Origin of the sequence: Gryllotalpicola reticulitermitis (genome assembly GCF_042651345.1) — a bacterium.
Lineage (GTDB): Bacteria > Actinomycetota > Actinomycetes > Actinomycetales > Microbacteriaceae > Gryllotalpicola > Gryllotalpicola reticulitermitis.
Map to the genome: position 1 here is coordinate 501,874 of NZ_JBHSCN010000006.1, position 19,010 is coordinate 520,883.

At 68.9% G+C, this 19,010-nt stretch carries 15 protein-coding genes; 2 read left to right on the plus strand and 13 right to left on the minus strand.

Features of this window, described 5'->3' with window-relative positions; genetic code table 11:
- The first annotated feature begins 30 nt into the window (after positions 1–30).
- Positions 31–735: a TetR family transcriptional regulator gene (locus ACFOYW_RS15785; RefSeq protein WP_390231012.1), complete on the plus strand. Its 705-nt coding sequence runs from the start codon at positions 31–33 to the stop codon at positions 733–735.
- On the opposite strand, the gene ACFOYW_RS15790 is transcribed toward ACFOYW_RS15785, so the two are convergent.
- From ACFOYW_RS15790 to ACFOYW_RS15845, 12 genes are all read right to left on the minus strand, one after another.
- A complete protein-coding gene (locus ACFOYW_RS15790) occupies positions 689–1,468 on the minus strand; it encodes an SDR family NAD(P)-dependent oxidoreductase (protein ID WP_390231015.1) in 780 nt (259 codons plus the stop codon). The genes ACFOYW_RS15785 and ACFOYW_RS15790 overlap by 47 nt on opposite strands.
- 24 nt (positions 1,469–1,492) lie before the next feature.
- Positions 1,493–1,849: an ArsR/SmtB family transcription factor gene (locus tag ACFOYW_RS15795; protein WP_390231018.1), complete on the minus strand. Its 357-nt coding sequence runs from the start codon at positions 1,847–1,849 to the stop codon at positions 1,493–1,495.
- Positions 1,850–1,858: 9 nt separating this feature from the next.
- Positions 1,859–3,316 carry a permease gene (locus tag ACFOYW_RS15800; protein WP_390231021.1) on the minus strand — a complete coding sequence of 486 codons (1,458 nt, stop codon included), beginning with the start codon at positions 3,314–3,316 and terminating at the stop codon, positions 1,859–1,861.
- A 110-nt stretch (positions 3,317–3,426) separates the two neighbouring features.
- Positions 3,427–5,109, minus strand: coding sequence for an APC family permease (locus ACFOYW_RS15805; protein ID WP_390231024.1), 1,683 nt, complete (start codon positions 5,107–5,109; stop codon positions 3,427–3,429).
- Positions 5,110–5,265: 156 nt separating this feature from the next.
- Positions 5,266–6,315 (minus strand): L-glyceraldehyde 3-phosphate reductase, encoded by a 1,050-nt coding sequence (gene mgrA, locus ACFOYW_RS15810; protein WP_390231027.1) that lies wholly within the window; start codon positions 6,313–6,315, stop codon positions 5,266–5,268.
- Between the two features lie 4 nt (positions 6,316–6,319).
- Positions 6,320–7,192, minus strand: a complete 873-nt coding sequence (locus ACFOYW_RS15815) for an LLM class F420-dependent oxidoreductase (RefSeq protein ID WP_390231030.1) — start codon at positions 7,190–7,192, stop codon at positions 6,320–6,322.
- A gap of 114 nt (positions 7,193–7,306) precedes the next feature.
- Complete coding sequence (locus ACFOYW_RS15820; protein ID WP_390231033.1) at positions 7,307–8,593, minus strand: SufS family cysteine desulfurase; 1,287 nt, start codon at positions 8,591–8,593, stop codon at positions 7,307–7,309.
- Between the two features lie 108 nt (positions 8,594–8,701).
- On the minus strand, positions 8,702–9,631 hold the full coding sequence (locus tag ACFOYW_RS15825) for an aldo/keto reductase (RefSeq protein ID WP_390231036.1): 930 nt from the start codon (positions 9,629–9,631) through the stop codon (positions 8,702–8,704).
- Positions 9,632–9,687: 56 nt separating this feature from the next.
- Positions 9,688–11,145 carry an MFS transporter gene (locus ACFOYW_RS15830; protein ID WP_390231039.1) on the minus strand — a complete coding sequence of 486 codons (1,458 nt, stop codon included), beginning with the start codon at positions 11,143–11,145 and terminating at the stop codon, positions 9,688–9,690.
- A gap of 75 nt (positions 11,146–11,220) precedes the next feature.
- Positions 11,221–13,368 (minus strand): catalase, encoded by a 2,148-nt coding sequence (locus tag ACFOYW_RS15835; RefSeq protein ID WP_390231042.1) that lies wholly within the window; start codon positions 13,366–13,368, stop codon positions 11,221–11,223.
- A gap of 250 nt (positions 13,369–13,618) precedes the next feature.
- The gene (locus tag ACFOYW_RS15840) at positions 13,619–15,364 is read right to left on the minus strand and encodes a GMC oxidoreductase (RefSeq protein ID WP_390231045.1); all 1,746 of its coding nucleotides are present in this window, start codon (positions 15,362–15,364) and stop codon (positions 13,619–13,621) included.
- A gap of 103 nt (positions 15,365–15,467) precedes the next feature.
- Positions 15,468–16,919, minus strand: a complete 1,452-nt coding sequence (locus ACFOYW_RS15845; protein ID WP_390231048.1) for a phytoene desaturase family protein — start codon at positions 16,917–16,919, stop codon at positions 15,468–15,470.
- Between the two features lie 80 nt (positions 16,920–16,999).
- On the opposite strand from ACFOYW_RS15845, the gene ACFOYW_RS15850 reads away from it, so the two are divergent.
- A complete protein-coding gene (locus ACFOYW_RS15850) occupies positions 17,000–18,442 on the plus strand; it encodes a lipase maturation factor family protein (protein WP_390231051.1) in 1,443 nt (480 codons plus the stop codon).
- Positions 18,443–18,455: 13 nt separating this feature from the next.
- Here ACFOYW_RS15850 and ACFOYW_RS15855 read toward each other — a convergent pair whose 3' ends face one another.
- Positions 18,456–18,986 carry a hypothetical protein gene (locus ACFOYW_RS15855; RefSeq protein ID WP_390231054.1) on the minus strand — a complete coding sequence of 177 codons (531 nt, stop codon included), beginning with the start codon at positions 18,984–18,986 and terminating at the stop codon, positions 18,456–18,458.
- Positions 18,987–19,010 lie beyond the last annotated feature (24 nt).

Consider the following 19,010-nt stretch of genomic DNA (forward strand, 5'->3'; position numbering starts at 1 on the left):
AATGCAACGGCGTTGTGTTAAGCTTTCACCGTGGCCGAAACGGAATTCCAGCGCGCCCGCAGCACCGACGCGAAGCAGGTGCGGGAACAGGCGATCCTCGACGCGGCGGCGCGCCTCGGCGCTCGGGCAGGCATCCGTACCGTCACGCTCACCGAGATCGCGACCGAGGTCGGCATGCACAAGTCGGCGCTCCTGCGCTACTTCGAGACGCGCGAGCAGATCTTCCTGCGGCTCACCGCCGCGGGCTGGCGCGACTGGGGCTCCGAGCTGGTGCAGTCACTGCGCGAGCTGACGCACGCCTCGCCCGCGACCGTCGCCGGCGTCATGGCCGACACGCTCGTCGCGCGGCCCATGTTCTGCGACCTGCTCGCGCAGGCGCCACTCAATCTCGAGCGCAACGTGTCGCTGGAATCCGTGCGCGAGTTCAAGCTGGTGACCCTCGGCGAGGTCGCCGCGATCGGCAGCGAGCTCACCCGATTGCTCGGGCTCGACGAGCAGCAGCGGGTCGACGTGATCGCGACCGCCACCAGCATGGCCGGTGCGCTCTGGCAGATGGCGACGCCAGGCCCCGACGTTGAGGCGCTCTACCGCACCGACCCCGAACTCGGTCACGCGATCGTGGAGGTCGGGCCGCGGCTGGCGCGCGTGCTCACCGCGCTGCTGGAAGGGCTCGGCGCGCGGCTGGGCGCTACTGGGCGGTCCAGCCGCCGTCGACCGGCAGGATCGTACCGGTGACGAGCCCCGCAGACGGCGACGCGAAGTAGAGCATGGCGGCCGCGACATCGGTCGTCGTACCGAAGCGCTCGGCCGGGATGCGCGCGAGGATGTCCGCCGCGATCTCGGGCTGGTCGAGCCGCTCCGCAGTGCCCGGCGTGTAGATGTACGTCGGTGCGACCGCGTTGACGGTGACGCCCCGATTGGCCCACTCGAGCGCGAGGACCTTGGTCAGCAGGTTCACGCCGCCCTTGCTCGCCGAGTAGACGGCGTGACGGCGAATGCCGACGAGGCCGGCCTGCGACGACAGGTTCACGACACGCCCGTATTCCGCGGCGAGCATATGGCGTGCGACGGCCTGAGTGACGAAGAAGAGGCCCTTCAAGTTGACGTCCATCATCGCGTCCCAGTCGTCCTCGCCCACGTCGACGGCGTCGTGATTGAAACCGAGGCCGGCGTTGTTCACCAGGATCTGAACCGCACCACGCGCGGCGACCTCGGCGTCGATCGCAGCACGGGTGGCCGAGACATCCGTCACATCGAGCACGAACGGCGTGATGGTGCCCGCGTCTCTCCCACCCGCTGTCGCCGCGGCGAGCTCATCGCCGTCACTCTCGCGGCGGACTCCCGCGAGCACATCGGCGCCCGCCAGGGCGAGCGCGAGAGCGAGATCGTGGCCGATGCCGCGGGCGGCACCCGTCACGAGGGCGCGCTGACCGCGGATGGAGAAGTCGGGCTGTTCGAACGACGTCACGAGCGCCACGCTAGCGCAGGTGGCTCACGCGGTGATCTTGATCAGCTCCCGCAGGCAGTAGTGCAGCAGCGGCTCGGGGAAGTCGGGCGCCAGACGGTTGTAGACGACGCGACCGTGCTTGCGCGTCGTGACAAGACCGGCCGCGCGCAGCAGGCGCAGGGCGTACCCGGCGGCATCCTCGCTCACGTCGAGCGCCAGGGCAAGGTCGCCGACGCACAGCTCCTTGGTCGTGTCGAGCGCGAACACGATGCGAAGCCGCAGCGGGTCGGACATGACCGACAGCAGGCCGGCCAGGCGCGCGGTCTCGTCGGCGGTCGGCACGGCGGCGCGCGCGTGCCCGACAGCAGCCGCGTCGATCGGATGTTCGTGGTCCAGGTTCATGGCGGCCGCTCAACTCGCGGTGAGGAACGCCTCGGGCTTCAGCTCGAACGCAGTGCGGCAGCCGGGCGAGCAGAAGTAATAGGTCTCGCCGGCGTGCTCGACGCTCGCCGCCGCCGTGTCGGGGCTCACGGTCATGCCGCACACCGGGTCGCGGTGGCTTCCGTCGGGGTCATGCTGCATCGTCATTGTCGTGTTCCTCTCATCGAAGTGCCGCGCACAGCGGTCGGAGCAGAAGTAGAGCATCTCGCCGCCGTGCTCGCGGCGCGCAGGCGCGTTCGCGACCTCGACCTGCATGCCGCACACCGGGTCCTTCGCGTACTTCCCCGAGTCGCGGCGGGTGCGGTACAGCCAGTACATGACGGCGAAGAGGGCGAGCGCCACGAGGTTGAGCCACGTCGTGTAGTTCCAGGTGGGCCCATGGTCGACCATTGCGCGCAGTGGCTGGGGCTGCGGGATCCGCACCCAGCGGAACAGGTACTCGACGGCAAGACCCGCAAGGCTCATCGTCGCCCAGAACACGACGAGGATGCGCACGGTGACGCGCATTCCGAAGTAGCTGCGGTAGATGGCGAGCAGCGGCAGCGCGATCAGGTCGCCGAACACGAAGGCGACGACGCCGCCGAAGCTCGCTCCCCCTTGCCACAGCGTCGCCGCGAGCGGCACGTTGCCGACCGAGCAGACGAAGCTGATGATCGCAAGGAAGGGGCCGATGACCGCGTTCTCGAGGCTCGACCAGAAACCGTGGCCCGTGAGGAACAGCGACTGCCAGACGGCCGGCGGTACGAACACGGTGATGAGGCCCGCGACGAGGAATCCGATCACGAGCTCCTTCCTGATCATCGTCAGGTCGCTGATGAGGTACCCCGCTGCGTCGGACCACCCTTGACGGCTGCGCAGGCGCCGACGAAGCGGCTGGTCGGCGGATGCGTCGAGCACAGATCCGTCGTGATCGTGATCGTGATCGTGATCATGGGTATGGCCGTGCTGATTCGGGTCGCCGCCTTCGCCGGCGCGAAGGCGGCTCATTGCCTCGCGTGCCAGAGACGGGCCGAAGACCCGGCGTCCGACAAGCCCCAGGACGGCGATCATGATCGCGCCGCCGACGAACTCGGCCAGCGCGAACTGCCAGCCGAGCAGCAGCCACAGGACCAGACCGAGCTCGACCACGAGGTTCGTGCTGGCGATCATGAAGACGAGCGAGGTCGTGAGATCGGCGCCGCGACGGAACAGAGTCTTCGCGAGGGCGCTCGCCGCGTAGGAGCACGACGAGCTCACGACGCCCCAGAAGGTCGCCTTCGCCAGGGTGGCCGGGCGATGGTCGCCGAGCATGCGCTGCATGCGGTCGCGCGAGACGAACGCCTGGATCGCGCCGGAGAGCGCGAAGCCGAGGAAGAGTGCCCACAGCGTGTCCCAGAACATGGCGAAGGCGTCGAAGACGCCGTCGCCGAGCATCCGCAGCAGGGTCACGAGGTTCACAATACCCGTAAAGCCGCACGGATGTACGGGTATTCCCCGGCCTCAGGCATCCGACGAAAAGGGGCGCGGGATTCCTCCCGCGCCCCTTCGAGGTGAACTGCTCAGCTCGCCACAGGCTCGCCCAGCTCGGCCGATTCCTGCTCGGCGTGCACGGCTGTCTCCTCAGCCATCTGGAGGATGCCTTCGGTGTCGACCGCGACGTTGATCGCCCAGTAGTAGATGATCAGGCTGAACACGCCCGTGACGACCATGTCCCAGCCGAACGGGAACACCGGGTGCTTGAGAGGACCCCAGTCGCTCAGGAAGATGATCAGCCCGAGTCCGATCAGGTACGGGAAGAGCCACTGCGCGGCCCTCCAGTTGAAGTGCACCGGCGTCGAGTTGAGCCGGAAGACGCGGTTCAGCACGATGATCGCGAAGCCGATCAGGATGCAGACGCCGAGCTTCCAGTCAGTGGGCCACCCGGTCCAGAGGATGATCCAGTTCGCGACGATGAAGGCGATCGGCGAGAAGATCTGACCGCCGGGCAGGCGGAACGGGCGCTCGGCGTTCGGCAGGCGCTTGCGGAATGCACCGAAGGCGAGCGGTGCGCCGGCGTACATGAGCACGGATGCGCTCGTGATCAGACCGACGAGAGACTGCCAGCTCGGGAACGGGAGGAAGCAGATGCAGCCGAAGATCCACGCGATGATCAGGCCGAACCACGGCACGCCGCGGCGGGTGACCGATTCGAAGATGCGCGGGAAGTAGCCGTTCTTCGACAGGCCGTAAGACACGCGGCTCGTCGCGGTGAAGTAGATGAGGCCGGTGCCACCGGGCGAGATGACGGCGTCGACGTAGAGGACGACGGCCAGCCACCCGAGGCCGACCGCGGTGGCGATGAGCGCGAACGGACCCGAGGCGTAGTGCGCGGCAGTTGCCGCCCACGTGTGCATCAGGTGGTTGCTCGGGATCGCAGCGATGAAAACGATCTGCAGCGCCAGGTAGATGATGAGGCCGATGATGACCGAGCCGATGACCGCGCGGGGGATGTCCCGCTTGGGGTTCGACGACTCGCCCGCGAGCTGGTCCGCCTGCTCGAAGCCGAGCAGCGAGAAGATGATGCCCGCTGTCGGCATCGCCGACAGGACGCCCTTCAGACCCGCCGGAGCGAAGCTCTCACCGGCACTGAAGTTGCTGCCGTGGAAGTGGAACAGCGCGAGGAGCAGGATCGTGAGGACCGGGATGCCGATCTTCCACCAGGTCGCGGCGCTGTTGGTGTTCGCGAGCGCGCGGACCGAGAAGAAGTTGATCGCAACGAACACGGCCATGATGATGACCGCCACGACGATGCCCTGACCGGTCAGAATGCCGGTGCTGGCGTTCTGCCAGTTCGAGCCGAAGCCCCAGTGCTCGGTGTGGGCGAGCGACTGCCAGTAGCCGATCATCGCCATGACCTCGATCGGCGAGACCGTGACCGCCTGCAGCCATGAGAACCAGCCGAACGAGCCGCCCGCGACGCCGCCGAAGGCGAGGTGCGGGAAGCGCGCCGTGCCGCCGGCGATCGGGTACATGCCGCCGAGCTCGGCGTGGACGAGCGCGAGGATCAGGATCGCGACGGCACCGATGACCCACGACCAGATGGCCGCGGGGCCCGCCGCAGCGAGACCTTTCTCTGCGCCGTACAGCCAACCGGAGCCGATGATCGAGCCGGCTGAGGCCCACATCAATCCGATGAAGCCGATCTGACGCTTCAGACCTGTGTTTGGCAGCACGCCGCTGTGCTGAGTATCTGTCGTGGTCATGTGCTCTCCTCATTCGGGTGCGAGTGACCCAAGGTGGTTACACACGGAACCTTTACAGACGATTGACTCTCGGTCAATTCACGGCGCGCATGAGATACACGTTCATAACTTCGTGTTACACAGCCGAAACAGGCCGTTGCGGCGGCGGATTCGCGGTCAGTCGACCTGGCTCGACGGCTGCCAGTTGTTGACGTCGGCGTCCACGGCATAACGGTCGATCTCGTCGAGCTCCTCCTGCGTGAAGTCGAGCCGATTGAGCGATCCCAGGCTGTCCTCGAGCTGCGCAACGCTCGACGCGCCGATCAGCGCCGAGGTGACCCGCTCGTCGCGCAGCACCCAGGCGATCGCGAGCTGCGCGAGGGTCTGTCCGCGACGCTCCGCGATCTCGTTCAGGGCGCGGACGCGGCCCAGGATCTCGTCGGTCAGGAATCCGTCACGCCACGACGCCGCCTTCGTCGCCCGCGAGCCCTCCGGCACGCCGTTCAGGTATTTGTTGGTGAGCAGCCCCTGCGCCAGCGGGCTGAATGCGATCAAGCCGACTCCGAGCTCGCCCACCGTGTCGAGCAGGCTCGCCTGCCCTGCCGGCCCGCCGCCCTCGATCCACCGGTTGAACATCGAGTAGCTCGGCTGGTGGATGAGCGCAGGCGTGCCGAGTTCCTTCAGGATCGCCACGGCCTCGCGCGTACGCGACGGCGAGTAGCTCGAGATGCCCGCATACAGTGCCTTGCCGCTGCGCACCGCCCGGTCGAGGGCGCCCATGGTCTCTTCGAGCGGAGTGTCGGGATCGGCGCGGTGGGAGTAGAAGATGTCGACGTAGTCGAGGCCCATGCGCGCGAGCGACGCGTCAAGGCTCGCGAGCAGGTACTTGCGGCTGCCCCACTCGCCGTAGGGACCCTCGTACATGCGGTAGCCGGCCTTGGTCGAGATGATCAGCTCATCGCGGTACGGCGCCAGGTCTTCGGCCATGACGCGGCCGAAGTTGATCTCGGCACTGCCCGCCGGCGGCCCGTAGTTGTTGGCCAGGTCGAAGTGCGTGACGCCGAGGTCGAACGCACGACGCAGGATGGCGCGCTGCGTCTCGAGCGGCGAGCCGTCGCCGAAGTTCTGCCAGAGGCCGAGCGAGATCGCCGGCAGCTGCAGGCCACTGCGGCCGGTGCGGCGGTAGGGAAGGTTTTCGTAGCGGTCATCAGCGGCGATATACGGCATGCGCTCAGCCTTCCGTACCAAGGCCGAGTGCGCGAGCGATGCGCGTGTAAGCCTCGTGGACGTCGTCTCCGTCGGCGGCGATGAGCTGAGCCGCGACGTGATCGGCACCCGCATGCAGGTGCGCGTTGAGGCGCGCGGCCACGGCCGCGTCATCGCCGTAGCCGACCAGGTCGTCGATGAGGCGGTCGCTGCCGGGACTCTCGAGATCTTCCGCGCTGTAGCCGAGGCGCCCGAGGTTGTTCACGTAGTTGCGCAGGCCGAGGTACGGGCGGTCGACGCTCGGCCGGCCGAGCGCACGCGCCTCGTCCGCGTCTTCGCGCAGCACCACACGCTGTTCGGTCGCGAGCAGCTTGTCGGCTCCGAGCACCTCGCGCGCGCCCTCGTTGAACGACGGGGTGACGAGATACGGATGCGCGCCCGCCGCGCGGTCGCGCGACAGGCGAAGCATCCGATCGCCGAGCGCGGCGAGTACGCGACGACTCTGCGGTACCTGCTCGTCGTCGAGCACGTCGAGGTAGTCGTTCATCGCGGCGAAGGGCTTGAGCGCGCGGTCGCCCTGGCTCTCGGGGTGGCCGACGCCGATGCCCACGAGCAGACGCCCGGGGTGAGCCTCTTCGACCCGGTGATAGGAGTCGGCAAGCTCGTGCGGGTCCCCCGTCCAGATGTTCACGATTCCGGTCGCGACCACGAGCGACGCGGTGTTCGCGATCATCGCCTCGACGAGCTCGAGATCGGCCGGTGCTCCACCGAGCCAGATCGCGCCGAAGCCGAGGGTCTCGAGGTGGTACGCAAGCTCGGGGGTGGGATTCTTCCGGCCGGAGACCCAGACGCCGTAGCGCCCGACGTCGGGAGTCTGCACTTCGCTGTAATCGCTCATAGTGACTCCAGCCTCTCTCGCCGCCCCGCGTTCGCGCTACCGGGATCCGCTCTGCGCTGCTCGCATCCGGGCAGCGGACTGCGGATCCGGGCAGCGCGTGCCGCGGTCGTCGGACTAGAGCCCGAAGTAGTGGCGGATGCCTGCGGCGGCCTCGAGGAAGGTGTCCACGTCGGCCTCCGTGTTATAGACGTAGACGCTCGCCCGCACACTCGCGGTCAGACCGAGCCGGCGGTGGAGGGGCTGCGCACAGTGGTGGCCGACGCGAACCGCGATGCCCCGCGAGTCGAGGTACTGGCCCGCGTCGTGAGCATGGACGCCCGCGACGTCGAAGGCGACGAGCCCCGCGCGCTCGGCCCCGGCGCCCGGGCCGATCAGGCGCAGACCCGGGATTCCGGCGAGTCCGTCGTAGAGCCGCGCCGCAAGGGCGCGCTCGTGCTCGAGCACGGCGTCGCGCCCCGCGCTCTCGAGGTAGCCGACGGCCGCCCCCAGCGCCACCGCCTGCGACACCGGCTGCGTTCCGGCCTCGAAGCGCTGCGGCGCAGGCAGGAACTCGGCCCCCTCCATGGTGACAGTCGTGATCATCGAGCCGCCGGTACGGCCCGGCGGCAGCGCGTTCAGCAGCTCGCGGCGACCGTAGAGGACCCCGAGGCCGGTCGGTCCGAGCATCTTGTGGGCGCTGAACGCGGCGAAGTCGACGCCCAGCGCGTCGAGGTCGAGCGGCCGGTGCGGCGCCGATTGGCAGGCGTCGAGCACCGTGAGCGCACCGACGGATGCCGCGAGTGCGACCATCTCGGGCACCGGCGCCACCATGCCGGTGACGTTCGAGACGTGCGCGAACGCGATGAGGCGGGTCTTGTCGGTGACGACGGCGCGGGCGTCGTCGATCGTCCACAGGCCGTCGTCGTCGACCGGGACGTAGCGCAGGGTCGCGCCGGTCTGCGCCGCTAGCTCCTGCCACGGGATGAGGTTCGCGTGATGCTCGGCCTCGGTGACCACGAGCTCGTCGCCGGGGTGCAGCGCGAACCGGCGCGCGGTGATCCCCTCGCTGCCGGCGCCTCCCCCTCGCCCGCGGCTCGCGGCGCCGATCGCGAAGGCGATCGTGTTCAGGGCATCCGTCGCGTTCAGCTGCCACGCGATCTCTTCCGGACGCGCTCCGACGAACCGGGCGACCGCCGCGCGCGCCTGCTCGAACTCCTCCGTCGCCTCGGCGGCCAGGGTGTGCGCGCCTCGGTGCACTGCGGCGTTGCGGCGTTCGAGGAAGTCGCGTTCCGCATCGAGCACGACGCTCGGCCGTTGGGCGGTCGCAGCCGAGTCGAGATAGACGAGCGGATGCCCGTTGACGGTCTGGTCGAGCAGGGGGAAGTCGGCCCGCAGATCGGCGAGCGCCTGAAGTGTTGCCACGACTCCACGCTAACCCGGCGGGTGCGCTACAGGTGCCGGATGACGCCACACCCACAGGAGGGGCGTCATCCGGCAGCTGTAGCGCTGCTCGGTTCAGCGCGGCGCGCGTCAGGGGAGGATGTAGCCGGCCGCCGTGAAGAGGCGGTACCACTCGACGCGCGTCAGCGGGAGCTCGCTGCCCGCAGCGGACTCGCGCACGCGCTCGGGCTTCGTGGTGCCGAGCACGACCTGGAAGTTCGCGGGGTGGCGCGTGATCCACGCGACCGCGATCGCGGTCGGCGTGACCTCGTACTTCGCGGCGAGCTCATCGATCGCGTCGTTCAGTTCTGCGTAGTTCTCACGGTCCCCGAGGAAGACGCCGTTGAAGAACTGCTTCTGGAACGGAGACCACGCCTGCAGGGTGATGTCGTTCAGGCGCGAGTAGTCGAGGATGCCGTTGTCCCGGTCGATCGACTGGTCGAGCCCGGCCATGTTGCTCGCGACGCCCGCGGCGACCAGCGGCGCGTGCGTGATCGAGAGCTGCACCTGGTTGAAGGCGAGCGGCTGGCGCACGAACTTCTTGAGCAACTCGACCTGACCCGGGGTGTGGTTCGAGACGCCGAAGTTGCGCACCTTGCCGGATGCCTCGAGCTGGTCGAACGCCGCGGCGACCTCTTCCGGCTCGACGAGGGCGTCGGGGCGGTGCAGGAGCAGCACGTCGATGTAGTCGGTGCGCAGCGCCGCGAGCGACTCGTCGACGGACTCGAGGATGTGGTCCTTCGAGAAGTCGAACGCGCCATCGACGATGCCGGTCTTGGTCTGGATCTTCACCTGTTCGCGCTCGGACGACGCGAACTGGACCGCATCACCGAAGCGGCGCTCGCACTGGTGTCGCCCGCTGCCGTACACGTCGGCGTGGTCGAAGAAGTCGATGCCCTCATCGCGCGCGGTGCCGACGAGAGTACGGATCGACTCGTCGTCGAGCTCGGTGATCCGCATCAGCCCGAGGATGAGGTTCGAGGCGGTGAGGTTGGTCTGAGGAAGGGAGAGTCGCTTCACCTGATCATTCTGAGGCACGAATCGAATCGATACGAGTGCCCGCGCCAGCAGCCACGCTATCGGGGCGTCGTCACCAGCGAGATCGGGGCGGAGATGGTCTCGAGGGATTTGCGCTCGGCATCCGTACCCAGCCAGAGAGCGATGATGCCGCCGATGATCATGATTGCCGCCCCGACGAAGTAGCCGATCGTGAGCGGCCCGCGCGAGGAGCCGTCACCGACCAGCGCGCCGAACAGCAGCGGTGCGACCGCCCCGACGATCTGCGCGACCGAGAAGAAGTACGAGATCGCCTGGGATCGCAGTTCCAGCGGGAAAGTCTCGCTCACGGTCAGATACGCGCTCGACGCACCGGCAGAGGCGAGGAAGAACGCCACGCACCAGAAGATCGTCTGCGAGACCGCGTTCAAGGCACCGGCCTGGAACAGGATCGCCGAGATCGTGAGCACGATGCCCGCGCCGACATACGTCGTGAAGATCATCTTCCGCCGGCCGATCGTGTCGAACAGCGGCCCGAGCACCAGCGGCCCGACGAGGTTGCCGATCGCGAACGGGAAGAAGAAGTAGCCCGTGTGGTCGGTCGCGATGCCATAGAAGTTCTCCAGCACGAGCGCATAGCTGAAGAAAATGGCGTTGTAGAGGAACGACTGCGTGATCATCATCGCGGCCGCCGTGATGGTGCGCTTGGGATATTGCCGCAGCAGCGTTCGCGCGATCACCCGGAAGGGAACGTACTCGATCGGCTTCAGCTCGATCGCCTGGCTGTCGTCGACGGGTTCCAGCCTGGCGCCCGATTCCTCGACCCGCTGCTCGATGTCCGCGATCGTCGCTTCCGCCTGCTTCTCGTGGCCGTGGGTCACGAGCCAGCGCGGGCTTTCCGGGATATGCCGCCGCAGATAGATGATGAACAGGCCGATCACCGGGCCGATCCAGAACGCGATGCGCCAGCCCCAGTTCTCGCTGACCAGATTCGGGTTGAACAGCGGGATGCTCGCCGCGGCACCGAGCGCGGCACCGGCCCAGTAGGTGCCGTTGATCGCGATGTCGATACGGCCGCGGTAGTGCGACGGAATCAGCTCGTCGATCGCCGAGTTGATGGCCGCGTACTCGCCGCCGATACCCGCGCCCGCGACGAAGCGGAAGATCAGCAGGAACCAATAGGAGAACGCGAAGCCCCCGATACCGCTGCCCAGCAGGTAGATCAGCAGGGTCAGGATGAACAGCCGGCGCCGGCCCAAGCGATCGGAGAGCCAGCCGAAGTACAGCGAGCCGACCACCTCGCCGATCAGGTAGATAGTGCCGACGAGGCCGACCTGGGCACTCGAGAGGTGCAGCGTGTGCGCATAGCCGTTCGCCGCGACGAGCTGCACTTCCAGACCGTCGAGGATCCAGGCCACGCCGAGGCCGACGACCACAGACCAGTGGAACCTGGTCCACGGCAGGCGGTCGAGCCGCGCCGGGATGAGGCTGCGGATCGTCCCGCCCGTTGCCGATTGAGATGCTGACGCCGTTGTCACTAGAAGTCCCCTTCTATGCTGCTGCTGCTATGCCCTGCTTGCGATGCCGTGCTTGCTCTGCCGCTGCTGTGCCGCTCAGGCCGATTCTCGTCCCCAGACGCGGTGAGACGGAAGAAGCTCGAGCAATGCGCGTGTCGCCTCGGCCGGCTCCTCGACGGCGATGCCCGGCGCGCTGACGGAGATCGCGGCGACGTGCAGGGTGTCGGCGGCCTCGGTCGCGGCTGCGATCGCCTTGTCGTGGCGGAACGCCTCGGCGAGCAGCTGCACGATCCGCGGGTCGCTGGTCGAGGCGAGCACCAGCACGGCGTCGAGCTCGATGCTCGCGGCGGTCTGGAAGGTGCGCTGCACCGGCGAGCCCGCCGCGGTGCCGCCGTGCGGCGCGATGACGACGGGCGTCACGCCGGCGGCGTCGACCGCTTCGCGAACGGATGCCAGCACCGAGGCATCCGTCTCGTCGTCGATCACGATGCCGAGCTGCCGCCCATCGACGGGCCATTCGTCGTCGGTGATCATGCTGAGTGCGCCGCTCGGGTCGGTGTCGGGCACGTTCTCGCTCGCCGCGGGGACGTCGAGGCCCAGCTGCTCGGCGACGAAGGCGGCGAGGTCGACGTCGATGTTGACGAGCGCCTGGAGCTCGCGCTCCTTGATCGTCTGCTCATACACCTTGCCGAGCTCGAACGAGTAGGCCTGCTTGACGTGCTGCTGCTCGATCGGGGTGAGCGAGCGATAGAACTGCCGCGCCTGCGAGAAGTGGTCGTCGAAGCTGGCAGGCTGCGCACGGGTCACGACGTCCTGCTGGACGGGCTGCGGGACGTCGATGAACGCCTGAGCGCCCTCATCGCCGTGCAGCGCCGCGGGGAACGGGCAGCCGCCGTCGAGGGAGTTGGGCCGGTACGGTGCGACACCGGAGTGGACCGCGTCCTGGTGGAGGCCGTCACGGAGCATGTCGTTGACGTCGGCATGCGGGCGGTTGATCGGGATCTGAGCGAAGTTCGGGCCGCCGAGGCGCGTGATCTGGGTGTCGAGATACGAGAACAGGCGCCCCTGCAGCAGCGGATCGCTCGTCACGTCGATGCCCGGAACGAGGTGGCCCGGGTGAAACGCCACCTGCTCGGTCTCGTCGAAGTAGTTGAGCGGATTCCTGTCGAGCGTCATCGTTCCGATCACCTTGAGCGGCGCGAGCTCCTCGGGAACGAGCTTCGTCGGGTCGAGCAGGTCGATGCCGGCGAACAGCTGGTCCTCGGTGTCGGGGAAGACCTGGATCGCGAAGTCCCACTCGGGGTAGGCGCCTGCTTCGATCGCGTCGGCGAGATCGCGCCGGTGGTAGTCGGGATCCTTGCCCGCGATGAGCTGCGCCTCTTCCCAGACCAGACCGTGGGTGCCGAGCCGCGGCCGCCAGTGGAACTTGACCAATACCGTCGCACCGTCCGCGTTCACGAGCCGGAAGGTGTGGATGCCGAAGCCCTGCATCATGCGATAGGAGCGCGGCAGTGCGCGGTCGGACATGTTCCAGATGGTGTGGTGCTGCGCCTCGGTGTGCAGCGACACGAAGTCCCAGAACGTGTCATGGGCGGACTGCGCCTGAGGGATCTCCCGATCCGGGTGCGGCTTGCCGGCATGGATGATGTCGGGGAACTTGATCGCGTCCTGGATGAAGAACACGGGGATGTTGTTTCCGACGAGGTCGTAGACGCCCTCCGTCGTGTAGAACTTGGTCGCGAAACCGCGGGTGTCGCGAGCGGTGTCGGCCGAGCCGCGTGAGCCCAGCACGGTGGAGAAGCGGACGAAGGTGTCCGTCACCGTGCCGGCCTTGAGGAAGGCCGCCGCCGTGTACTTCTCCGCCTCGCCGTTGGCGACGAAGTGACCGTGCGCGGCCGCGCCGCGGGCGTGGACCACCCGCTCAGGAATCCGCTCGTGATCGAAGTGCGTGATCTTCTCGCGCAAGTGGTGGTCCTGCAGCAGCACCGGACCGCGTCGGCCGGCCTTCAACGAGTGGTCGGTGTCGGCAAGCGGAACGCCCTGCGCCGTCGTCAGGTAGTGACCCTGCTGCGCCACCGCGTCCTGCGGTGCGGTGGTCGGCGCCCCTGTGGGCGTACGCGTCTCGGGACCCGACTGATCGGGCTTCGGCGCGAGCCGCCCGCGCGGCGTCGTCGGCTCGCCGACAGCGGGCGATTCGGTGGCCGGTGCACCCGGCAGTTTGATCTCGTTGGCGTCCTCGGTCATGCCCGGGCTGTTCCCCGGCCCGCGAATTGCCTAACTCGCGCGGCGCCCGAGCCGGATTCGGGCATGGGGCGTCCTCGGAGCCCCTCCCGGCTTCGAAGACGTTGCGCTTCCGGGCGGCCACCGGATAGCCCGTCTCGGGTACCGCGGCCACCCCATCGTGACCGCTCTCTCGCGGTGTCACCTCTGCGCAATCCCCCGGATCGCCCTTGATCCGCTGGCCACTCTGCACCGCCCCCGTGACGCGGTCAAGTCACGGTTCGGACAAGCTTTGTGCAGCCTCGGGCAACACCGGACGATACGGCTCGCCCTGTGCCGGACGAGGGTCCGCGGCACCCTTCGCGGGCCACATCGCGAGGGCGCGCTCGGCCTGCGCCGTGATCGTGAGCGCAGGGTTCACGCCGAGATTCGCGGAGATCGTCGAGCCGTCGACGATGTGCAGCCCCGGGTAGTTCCACACCCGGTGGTACGGATCGACGACGCCGCTCTCGGGGCCGGCTGAGATCACCGCGCCCCCGAGGAAGTGGGCGGTGAGGGGTACTCCGAACAGTTCGAGCCAGCTGCCGCGAGGCAATGCGCGGACCCCGATCGCCGCCTCGAGCTCCTCTGCCATGGCCTCGGTCGCGCGATGCGCCTGCGGCAGCCAGTCGGGGTTCGGCGCCCCATCGCCCTGACGGCTCGTGAGCTTCGTGCGACCGAAGATCGTGCGCCGTGGCGAGACGGTGATGGAGTTGTCGAGGCTCTGCATCACGAGCGCGATGATGCCGCGCTCGGTCGCCCGGGCCGGCACGCTCGCCCGCAGTTCGCTGAGCGGATGCTTCGCCCACCGCCCGAACAGATCGCCGAGCCGGGCGCCGAGCGGCCTGCCGCCCGGTACCAGGGCGGTCACGAGCATGAGCAGGGCGTTGCTGCCCTTGCCGTAGCGCACGTTCTGCACGTGCGTGACCTCATCGACGTACTGCGTCGTGGTGATCGCGACGCCCTCGGTGAGATCGGCGTCGGGGACGTTAACCGTGAGCGCCCCGTCGAGGGCTTCCGAGTTGGTGCGCGTGAGCGTGCCCACGGCATCCGAGATGAGCGGCAGTTCGCCACGCGACTTGAGAGTGTGCAGCAGCTTCTGCGTTCCCCAGGCGCCCGCGGCGAACACGACCTCGCGAGCAGTCACGCTGCGGCGGTCCTTCGGCGTGAGCGCTGTTCCCGTGCGCTCCGTCGTGATCTCGTACCCACCGTCGCTTTCGCCGCCCGCGGCACCCGCCCGTTCAGAGCCCGGGCCGCCGAGCGGCCGCACCGAGACCACCGTACGCAGCGGCTCGACGATCGCACCGCGGCGCTCGGCCAGCCACAGATAGTTCTTGACGAGCGTGTTCTTCGCGCCCACCCGGCAGCCGACCATGCAGTTGCCGCAGAGCGTGCAGCTCGTGCGCGCGGGGCCCTCGCCGCCGAAGAACGGATCGGCCGCGGTGACGCCCCGTGTCTCGGCCCCGGGCGTGCCGTAGTACACGCCCGTCGGGGTCGTGCGGAAGGTCTCCGGCACGCCGAGCTTCACCGCGACCTTGCGCATGACCTGCTCCGCCGGGCCGTCGTACGGGTAGTGCTCGACGGTGCCGAGCATCCGTTTCGCGGTCTCGTAGTGCGGTGAGAGTTCCGCCTGCCAGTCGGCGATGCCGGCCCACGAGCCCGAGCGGAAGAACGACTCCCCCGGCACGTACTGCACGTTCGCGTAGTTGAGCGAGCCCCCGCCGACGCCGGCGCCCGCGAGCAGCAGGACATCGGGCAGCTTGTGAATGCGCTGCGGCCCGAAGCATCCGAGCGCGGGTGCCCAGAGGTATCGCCGAAGATCCCAGTTCGTCGTCGCGAAGTCCCGGTCCTCGAAGCGCCGACCCGCTTCGTAGACGAGCACGTCGTAGCCCTTCTCGACCAGCCGGAGCGCGGCGACCGAGCCGCCGAACCCCGAGCCGATCACCACGACGTCATGGTCGAACCGCTTCCCCTGCGTCATTCCTGGGATACTACTGACCGTCAGTCAATAAGCCCAGCGTCGACACGGTCGGCGAGGTCGGCGAGGAGGAACGGAATGCGCTCGCTCCTAATCAATGCCGCGTTCAGCGCGCCTGATCAGGGGATAGATCCGGCTGTGCAAGGTGCAACTCAGTGAGGGCGAGCCGCGCCGCGTGCCACCCAGATTGGCCGTGTACGCCAGGCCCAGGCGCGGTGGATCCGCCGCACAGATAGACGCCCGGAAGCGGCGTCTGCCAGGGGCGCGGGCCGAGCTGCGGCCTGGCGAGCAACTGCCGCACGGCAGTGCTCCCCGCCGCGATGTCGCCGCCGATCAGGTTCGGGTCGAGCTGCTCGAGCCGGGCGGCCGTCGTGCTCGCCGTCGCGAGCACCGTGTCACGGAAGCCGGGCGCGAACCGCTCGATCTCGGCCGTCACTGCTTCGGTGCGATCGGCGTCAGAACCGGCAGGCACATGCGTGTAGGCCCAGAGCACCTGCTTTCCGGCCGGCGCCCGGGAGTCGTCGATAACGGACGGCTGGCTGATCAGCACATACGGATGCTCGGGAAGCCGGCCCGACGCGACCTCGCCGTCCGCGAGGGCGATGTCGGCGCGCGTGCCGCCGAGATGCACCGTGACCGCGTCGCGCAATTCGGCCGCGCGCCACGGCACTGGGCCGTCGAGAGCGAAATCGACCTTCGCGACGCCGTCGCCGTAGCGGAAGCCCCCGAGCTCACGGCGGTACCGGCCGTGCAGCCGCTCCCCCGCGATGCGCGCGAACGCCCGCGGCGTCAGGTCGAGCAGCACGACGTCGGCACCCGCCAGTTCGTCGATGTGCGTGACCTCGACACCCGTCTCGATGCGGCCGCCGTGCGCCACGAGATCCGCGGCGAGCGCCGCAGTGATCGCGCCGCTGCCGCCGCGTGGAATGGGCCAGCCGCCGGCGTGGGCGAAGGCGGCGAGCACGATGCCGGGGGCCGCTGCGCCGATCGACGGAAGGCGGCGGTTGGTGTGCGCGATCACTCCCGTGAGGAGCGCGGCCGCGGCATCCGTTCTGAATGGGCTGTTCCAGGCGGCGCTGCCCTGCTCGAGCGCGCGCAGGCCGAGCCGCAGAGCGACGCCGGGGTGCTCGGGCGGCAGGAACGCGCCGCCCGTGACGGCGGCGAGGCGGTCGGCGTCGGCGCTGAGCGGCCACAGCAGCCGGCGCCAGGTCGACGCGTCGACGCCGAGCCCGCCGGCGGTGCGCTCGAGGTCGCGCCACGCGAGCACGGCGCGGTCCGCGGTGAGCGCGTGCCCGTACGAGATCTCGGGGGTGAGCAATTCGATGCGTTCGGCGAGGCCGAAGCGGCGGAAGAACTCGGAGTGCACCGCCATCGGGTGCACAGCCGAGCCGACGTCGTGCCGGAAGCCGGGAAGGGTGAGCTCGCGGGTCGCGACCGCGCCGCCGACGTGCTCGGACCGCTCCAGCACGGTGACGTCGAGGCCGGCCCGCGCCAGCGTGACCGCGCCGGCGAGACCGTTGTGCCCCGCACCGACGACGACCGCACGCCCCGAGCCCATGGCGTTCAGGCTAGCGGCGCCGCGGCGCGCGGCGGGAGGGGTGGAGGGCCCGCGCCGGGCGCGCTACCGTCGCCGCTGTCATGGACTGGTTCGGCTGGCTCGGGACGGGCGACTACGGTTTTGCGCGCGAGGTGCTGCAGCGCGGGGTCGCCGCTGTGTTCGTGATCGCATTCCTTTCGGCCGCCGACCAGTTCCCGGCGTTGCTCGGCGAGCACGGGCTGATGCCGGTGCGGCGGTTCCTGCAGCTGAGCTATGCGCGCAGGCAGCCGACGATCTTCCGCTGGCGATATTCCGATCGGATGCTGCGCGCCATCGCGGTGGGCGGGGCGGTCGTCGGAGGCGCGCTCGTCGCGGGTCTGCCCCAGCTCACCCAGCCGTGGCTCACCACCGTGCTGTTCCTGCTCATGTGGGGTGCCTACCTCTCGATCGTGAACGTCGGCCAGACCTTCTACGGCTTCGGGTGGGAGTCGCTGCTCTGCGAGGCCGGGTTCACGGTCGCGTGGCTCGGCTCGTCGACGACGGCGACACCCGTGACGGTGCTGTTCCTCATCCGCTGGCTCGTCTTCCGCCTCGAGTTCGGCGCGGGCATGATCAAGCTGCGTGGCGGCCGGGAGTGGAAGGACCTGACCGCCCTGTACTACCACCACGAGACGCAGCCGATGCCGGGACCGCTCAGCCGGCAGGCGCACCTTCTGCCGAAGTGGGTGCATCGCGGCGAGGTCGTGGGCAATCACTTCGCGCAGCTCGTGTGCCCGTTCTTCCTGTTCGCTCCGCAGCCGATCGCATCGGTCGCCGCAGCGGTGATGATCGTGACGCAGCTGTGGCTGATCGTGACGGGGAATTTCGCGTGGCTCAACTGGATCAGCGTCGTGCTGCTGTTCGCGGGGGTGTCGGACGGGGCGGTGCACGCTGTGGTCCCGGTGTGGCCGGCTGCGACGGGGCCGGGGACGGATGCTGGGATGCCGGCGTGGTTCGCCGTGCCCGTGCTGCTGGCATCCGCTCTGCTCGTCTATCTGTCGTGGTGGCCGCTGCGCAACCTGTTCTCGTCGCGTCAGCTGATGAACGCGAGCTTCAACCGGTGGCACCTCGTGAACGCATACGGCGCGTTCGGCACGGTGACGCGGACGCGCGACGAGGTCGTCGTCGAGGGCACGGAAGACGTGACGGGTGCGGGCGGCTGGCGGGAGTACGAGTTCCACGGCAAGCCCGGGGATCCGGCGCGCGTGCCGCGCTGGTTCGCGCCGTATCACCTGCGGCTCGACTGGCTGATGTGGTTCCTCGCACTCGGGGCGCACGATCGCTGGTTCGAGGTCCTCCTCGTGCGGCTGCTGCACGCCGACCGCGCGACGCTACGGCTGCTGCGTGTCGACCCGTTCGCCGGGCGGCGCCCCGCCTTCGTGCGGGCGCGGGTGTTTCGATACCGCTTTGCGACGCGCGCGGAGCATCGCGAGACGGGACTGGTCTGGATCCGCGAGGACCGCGGGCTGCTCGTGCCGCCGATGACGTACCGCGCGGGCGGCTGATACCGGGTATGGCTCAGTCGAGGGCGAGGCGGTCAGGGACCTCGAACTGCAGGCGCGTGAGCCACGCCGCGAACTCGGCCGGCCACGGCCGGCCGGTGGGCAGACGGCGCAGCTGGCGGCGCACCTCGCCCGTCGACGACGGCACAGGCAGCACGCGCGTCGGAGCCTTGCTCGACAGTGCGCCGAACCACCAGTGCCGCCAGGTGCCCTCGACGGCAGCCGGGTCGAGCACGAGATAGTAGTCGGGCAACTGGGCACGGCCCGAGCGCAGGGCGTCTGCTGCGGTGTCCGCCTCGTACAGCAGCGTCTCGAGTGTCACCCGGTCATCGAAGAACTCGACCCACGCCGCCGCCACGTGGGCGAGCGGGTCGGCGTCGGAGATGACGTACGAGGCATGTGAACGGCTGATGCGGCGAGCCGCCTCGGCCTCGTCGCCGTCGGCGACCGTGAAGGCATCGACGTTGCGCAGGGCACCGAGCTGGGCGATCAAGTCCGACGATTCGCCGCCCACCAGGGCGACGACGGTTCCGTTCGAAGCGGCCATGCTCCAGCGTATGCGCGAAGAGCG

Coding starts and splice junctions, on each gene's coding strand:
- ACFOYW_RS15815 (WP_390231030.1), bottom strand. CDS start 7,192: ATGAGCGATTACAGCGAAGTGCAGACTCCCGACGTCGGGCGCTACGGC.
- ACFOYW_RS15795 (WP_390231018.1), bottom strand. CDS start 1,849: ATGAACCTGGACCACGAACATCCGATCGACGCGGCTGCTGTCGGGCAC.
- ACFOYW_RS15855 (WP_390231054.1), bottom strand. CDS start 18,986: ATGGCCGCTTCGAACGGAACCGTCGTCGCCCTGGTGGGCGGCGAATCG.
- ACFOYW_RS15845 (WP_390231048.1), bottom strand. CDS start 16,919: ATGGGCTCGGGGCGTGCGGTCGTCGTCGGTGCGGGGCACAACGGTCTC.
- ACFOYW_RS15835 (WP_390231042.1), bottom strand. CDS start 13,368: ATGACCGAGGACGCCAACGAGATCAAACTGCCGGGTGCACCGGCCACC.
- ACFOYW_RS15850 (WP_390231051.1), top strand. CDS start 17,000: ATGGACTGGTTCGGCTGGCTCGGGACGGGCGACTACGGTTTTGCGCGC.
- ACFOYW_RS15805 (WP_390231024.1), bottom strand. CDS start 5,109: ATGACCACGACAGATACTCAGCACAGCGGCGTGCTGCCAAACACAGGT.
- mgrA (WP_390231027.1), bottom strand. CDS start 6,315: ATGCCGTATATCGCCGCTGATGACCGCTACGAAAACCTTCCCTACCGC.
- ACFOYW_RS15840 (WP_390231045.1), bottom strand. CDS start 15,364: ATGACGCAGGGGAAGCGGTTCGACCATGACGTCGTGGTGATCGGCTCG.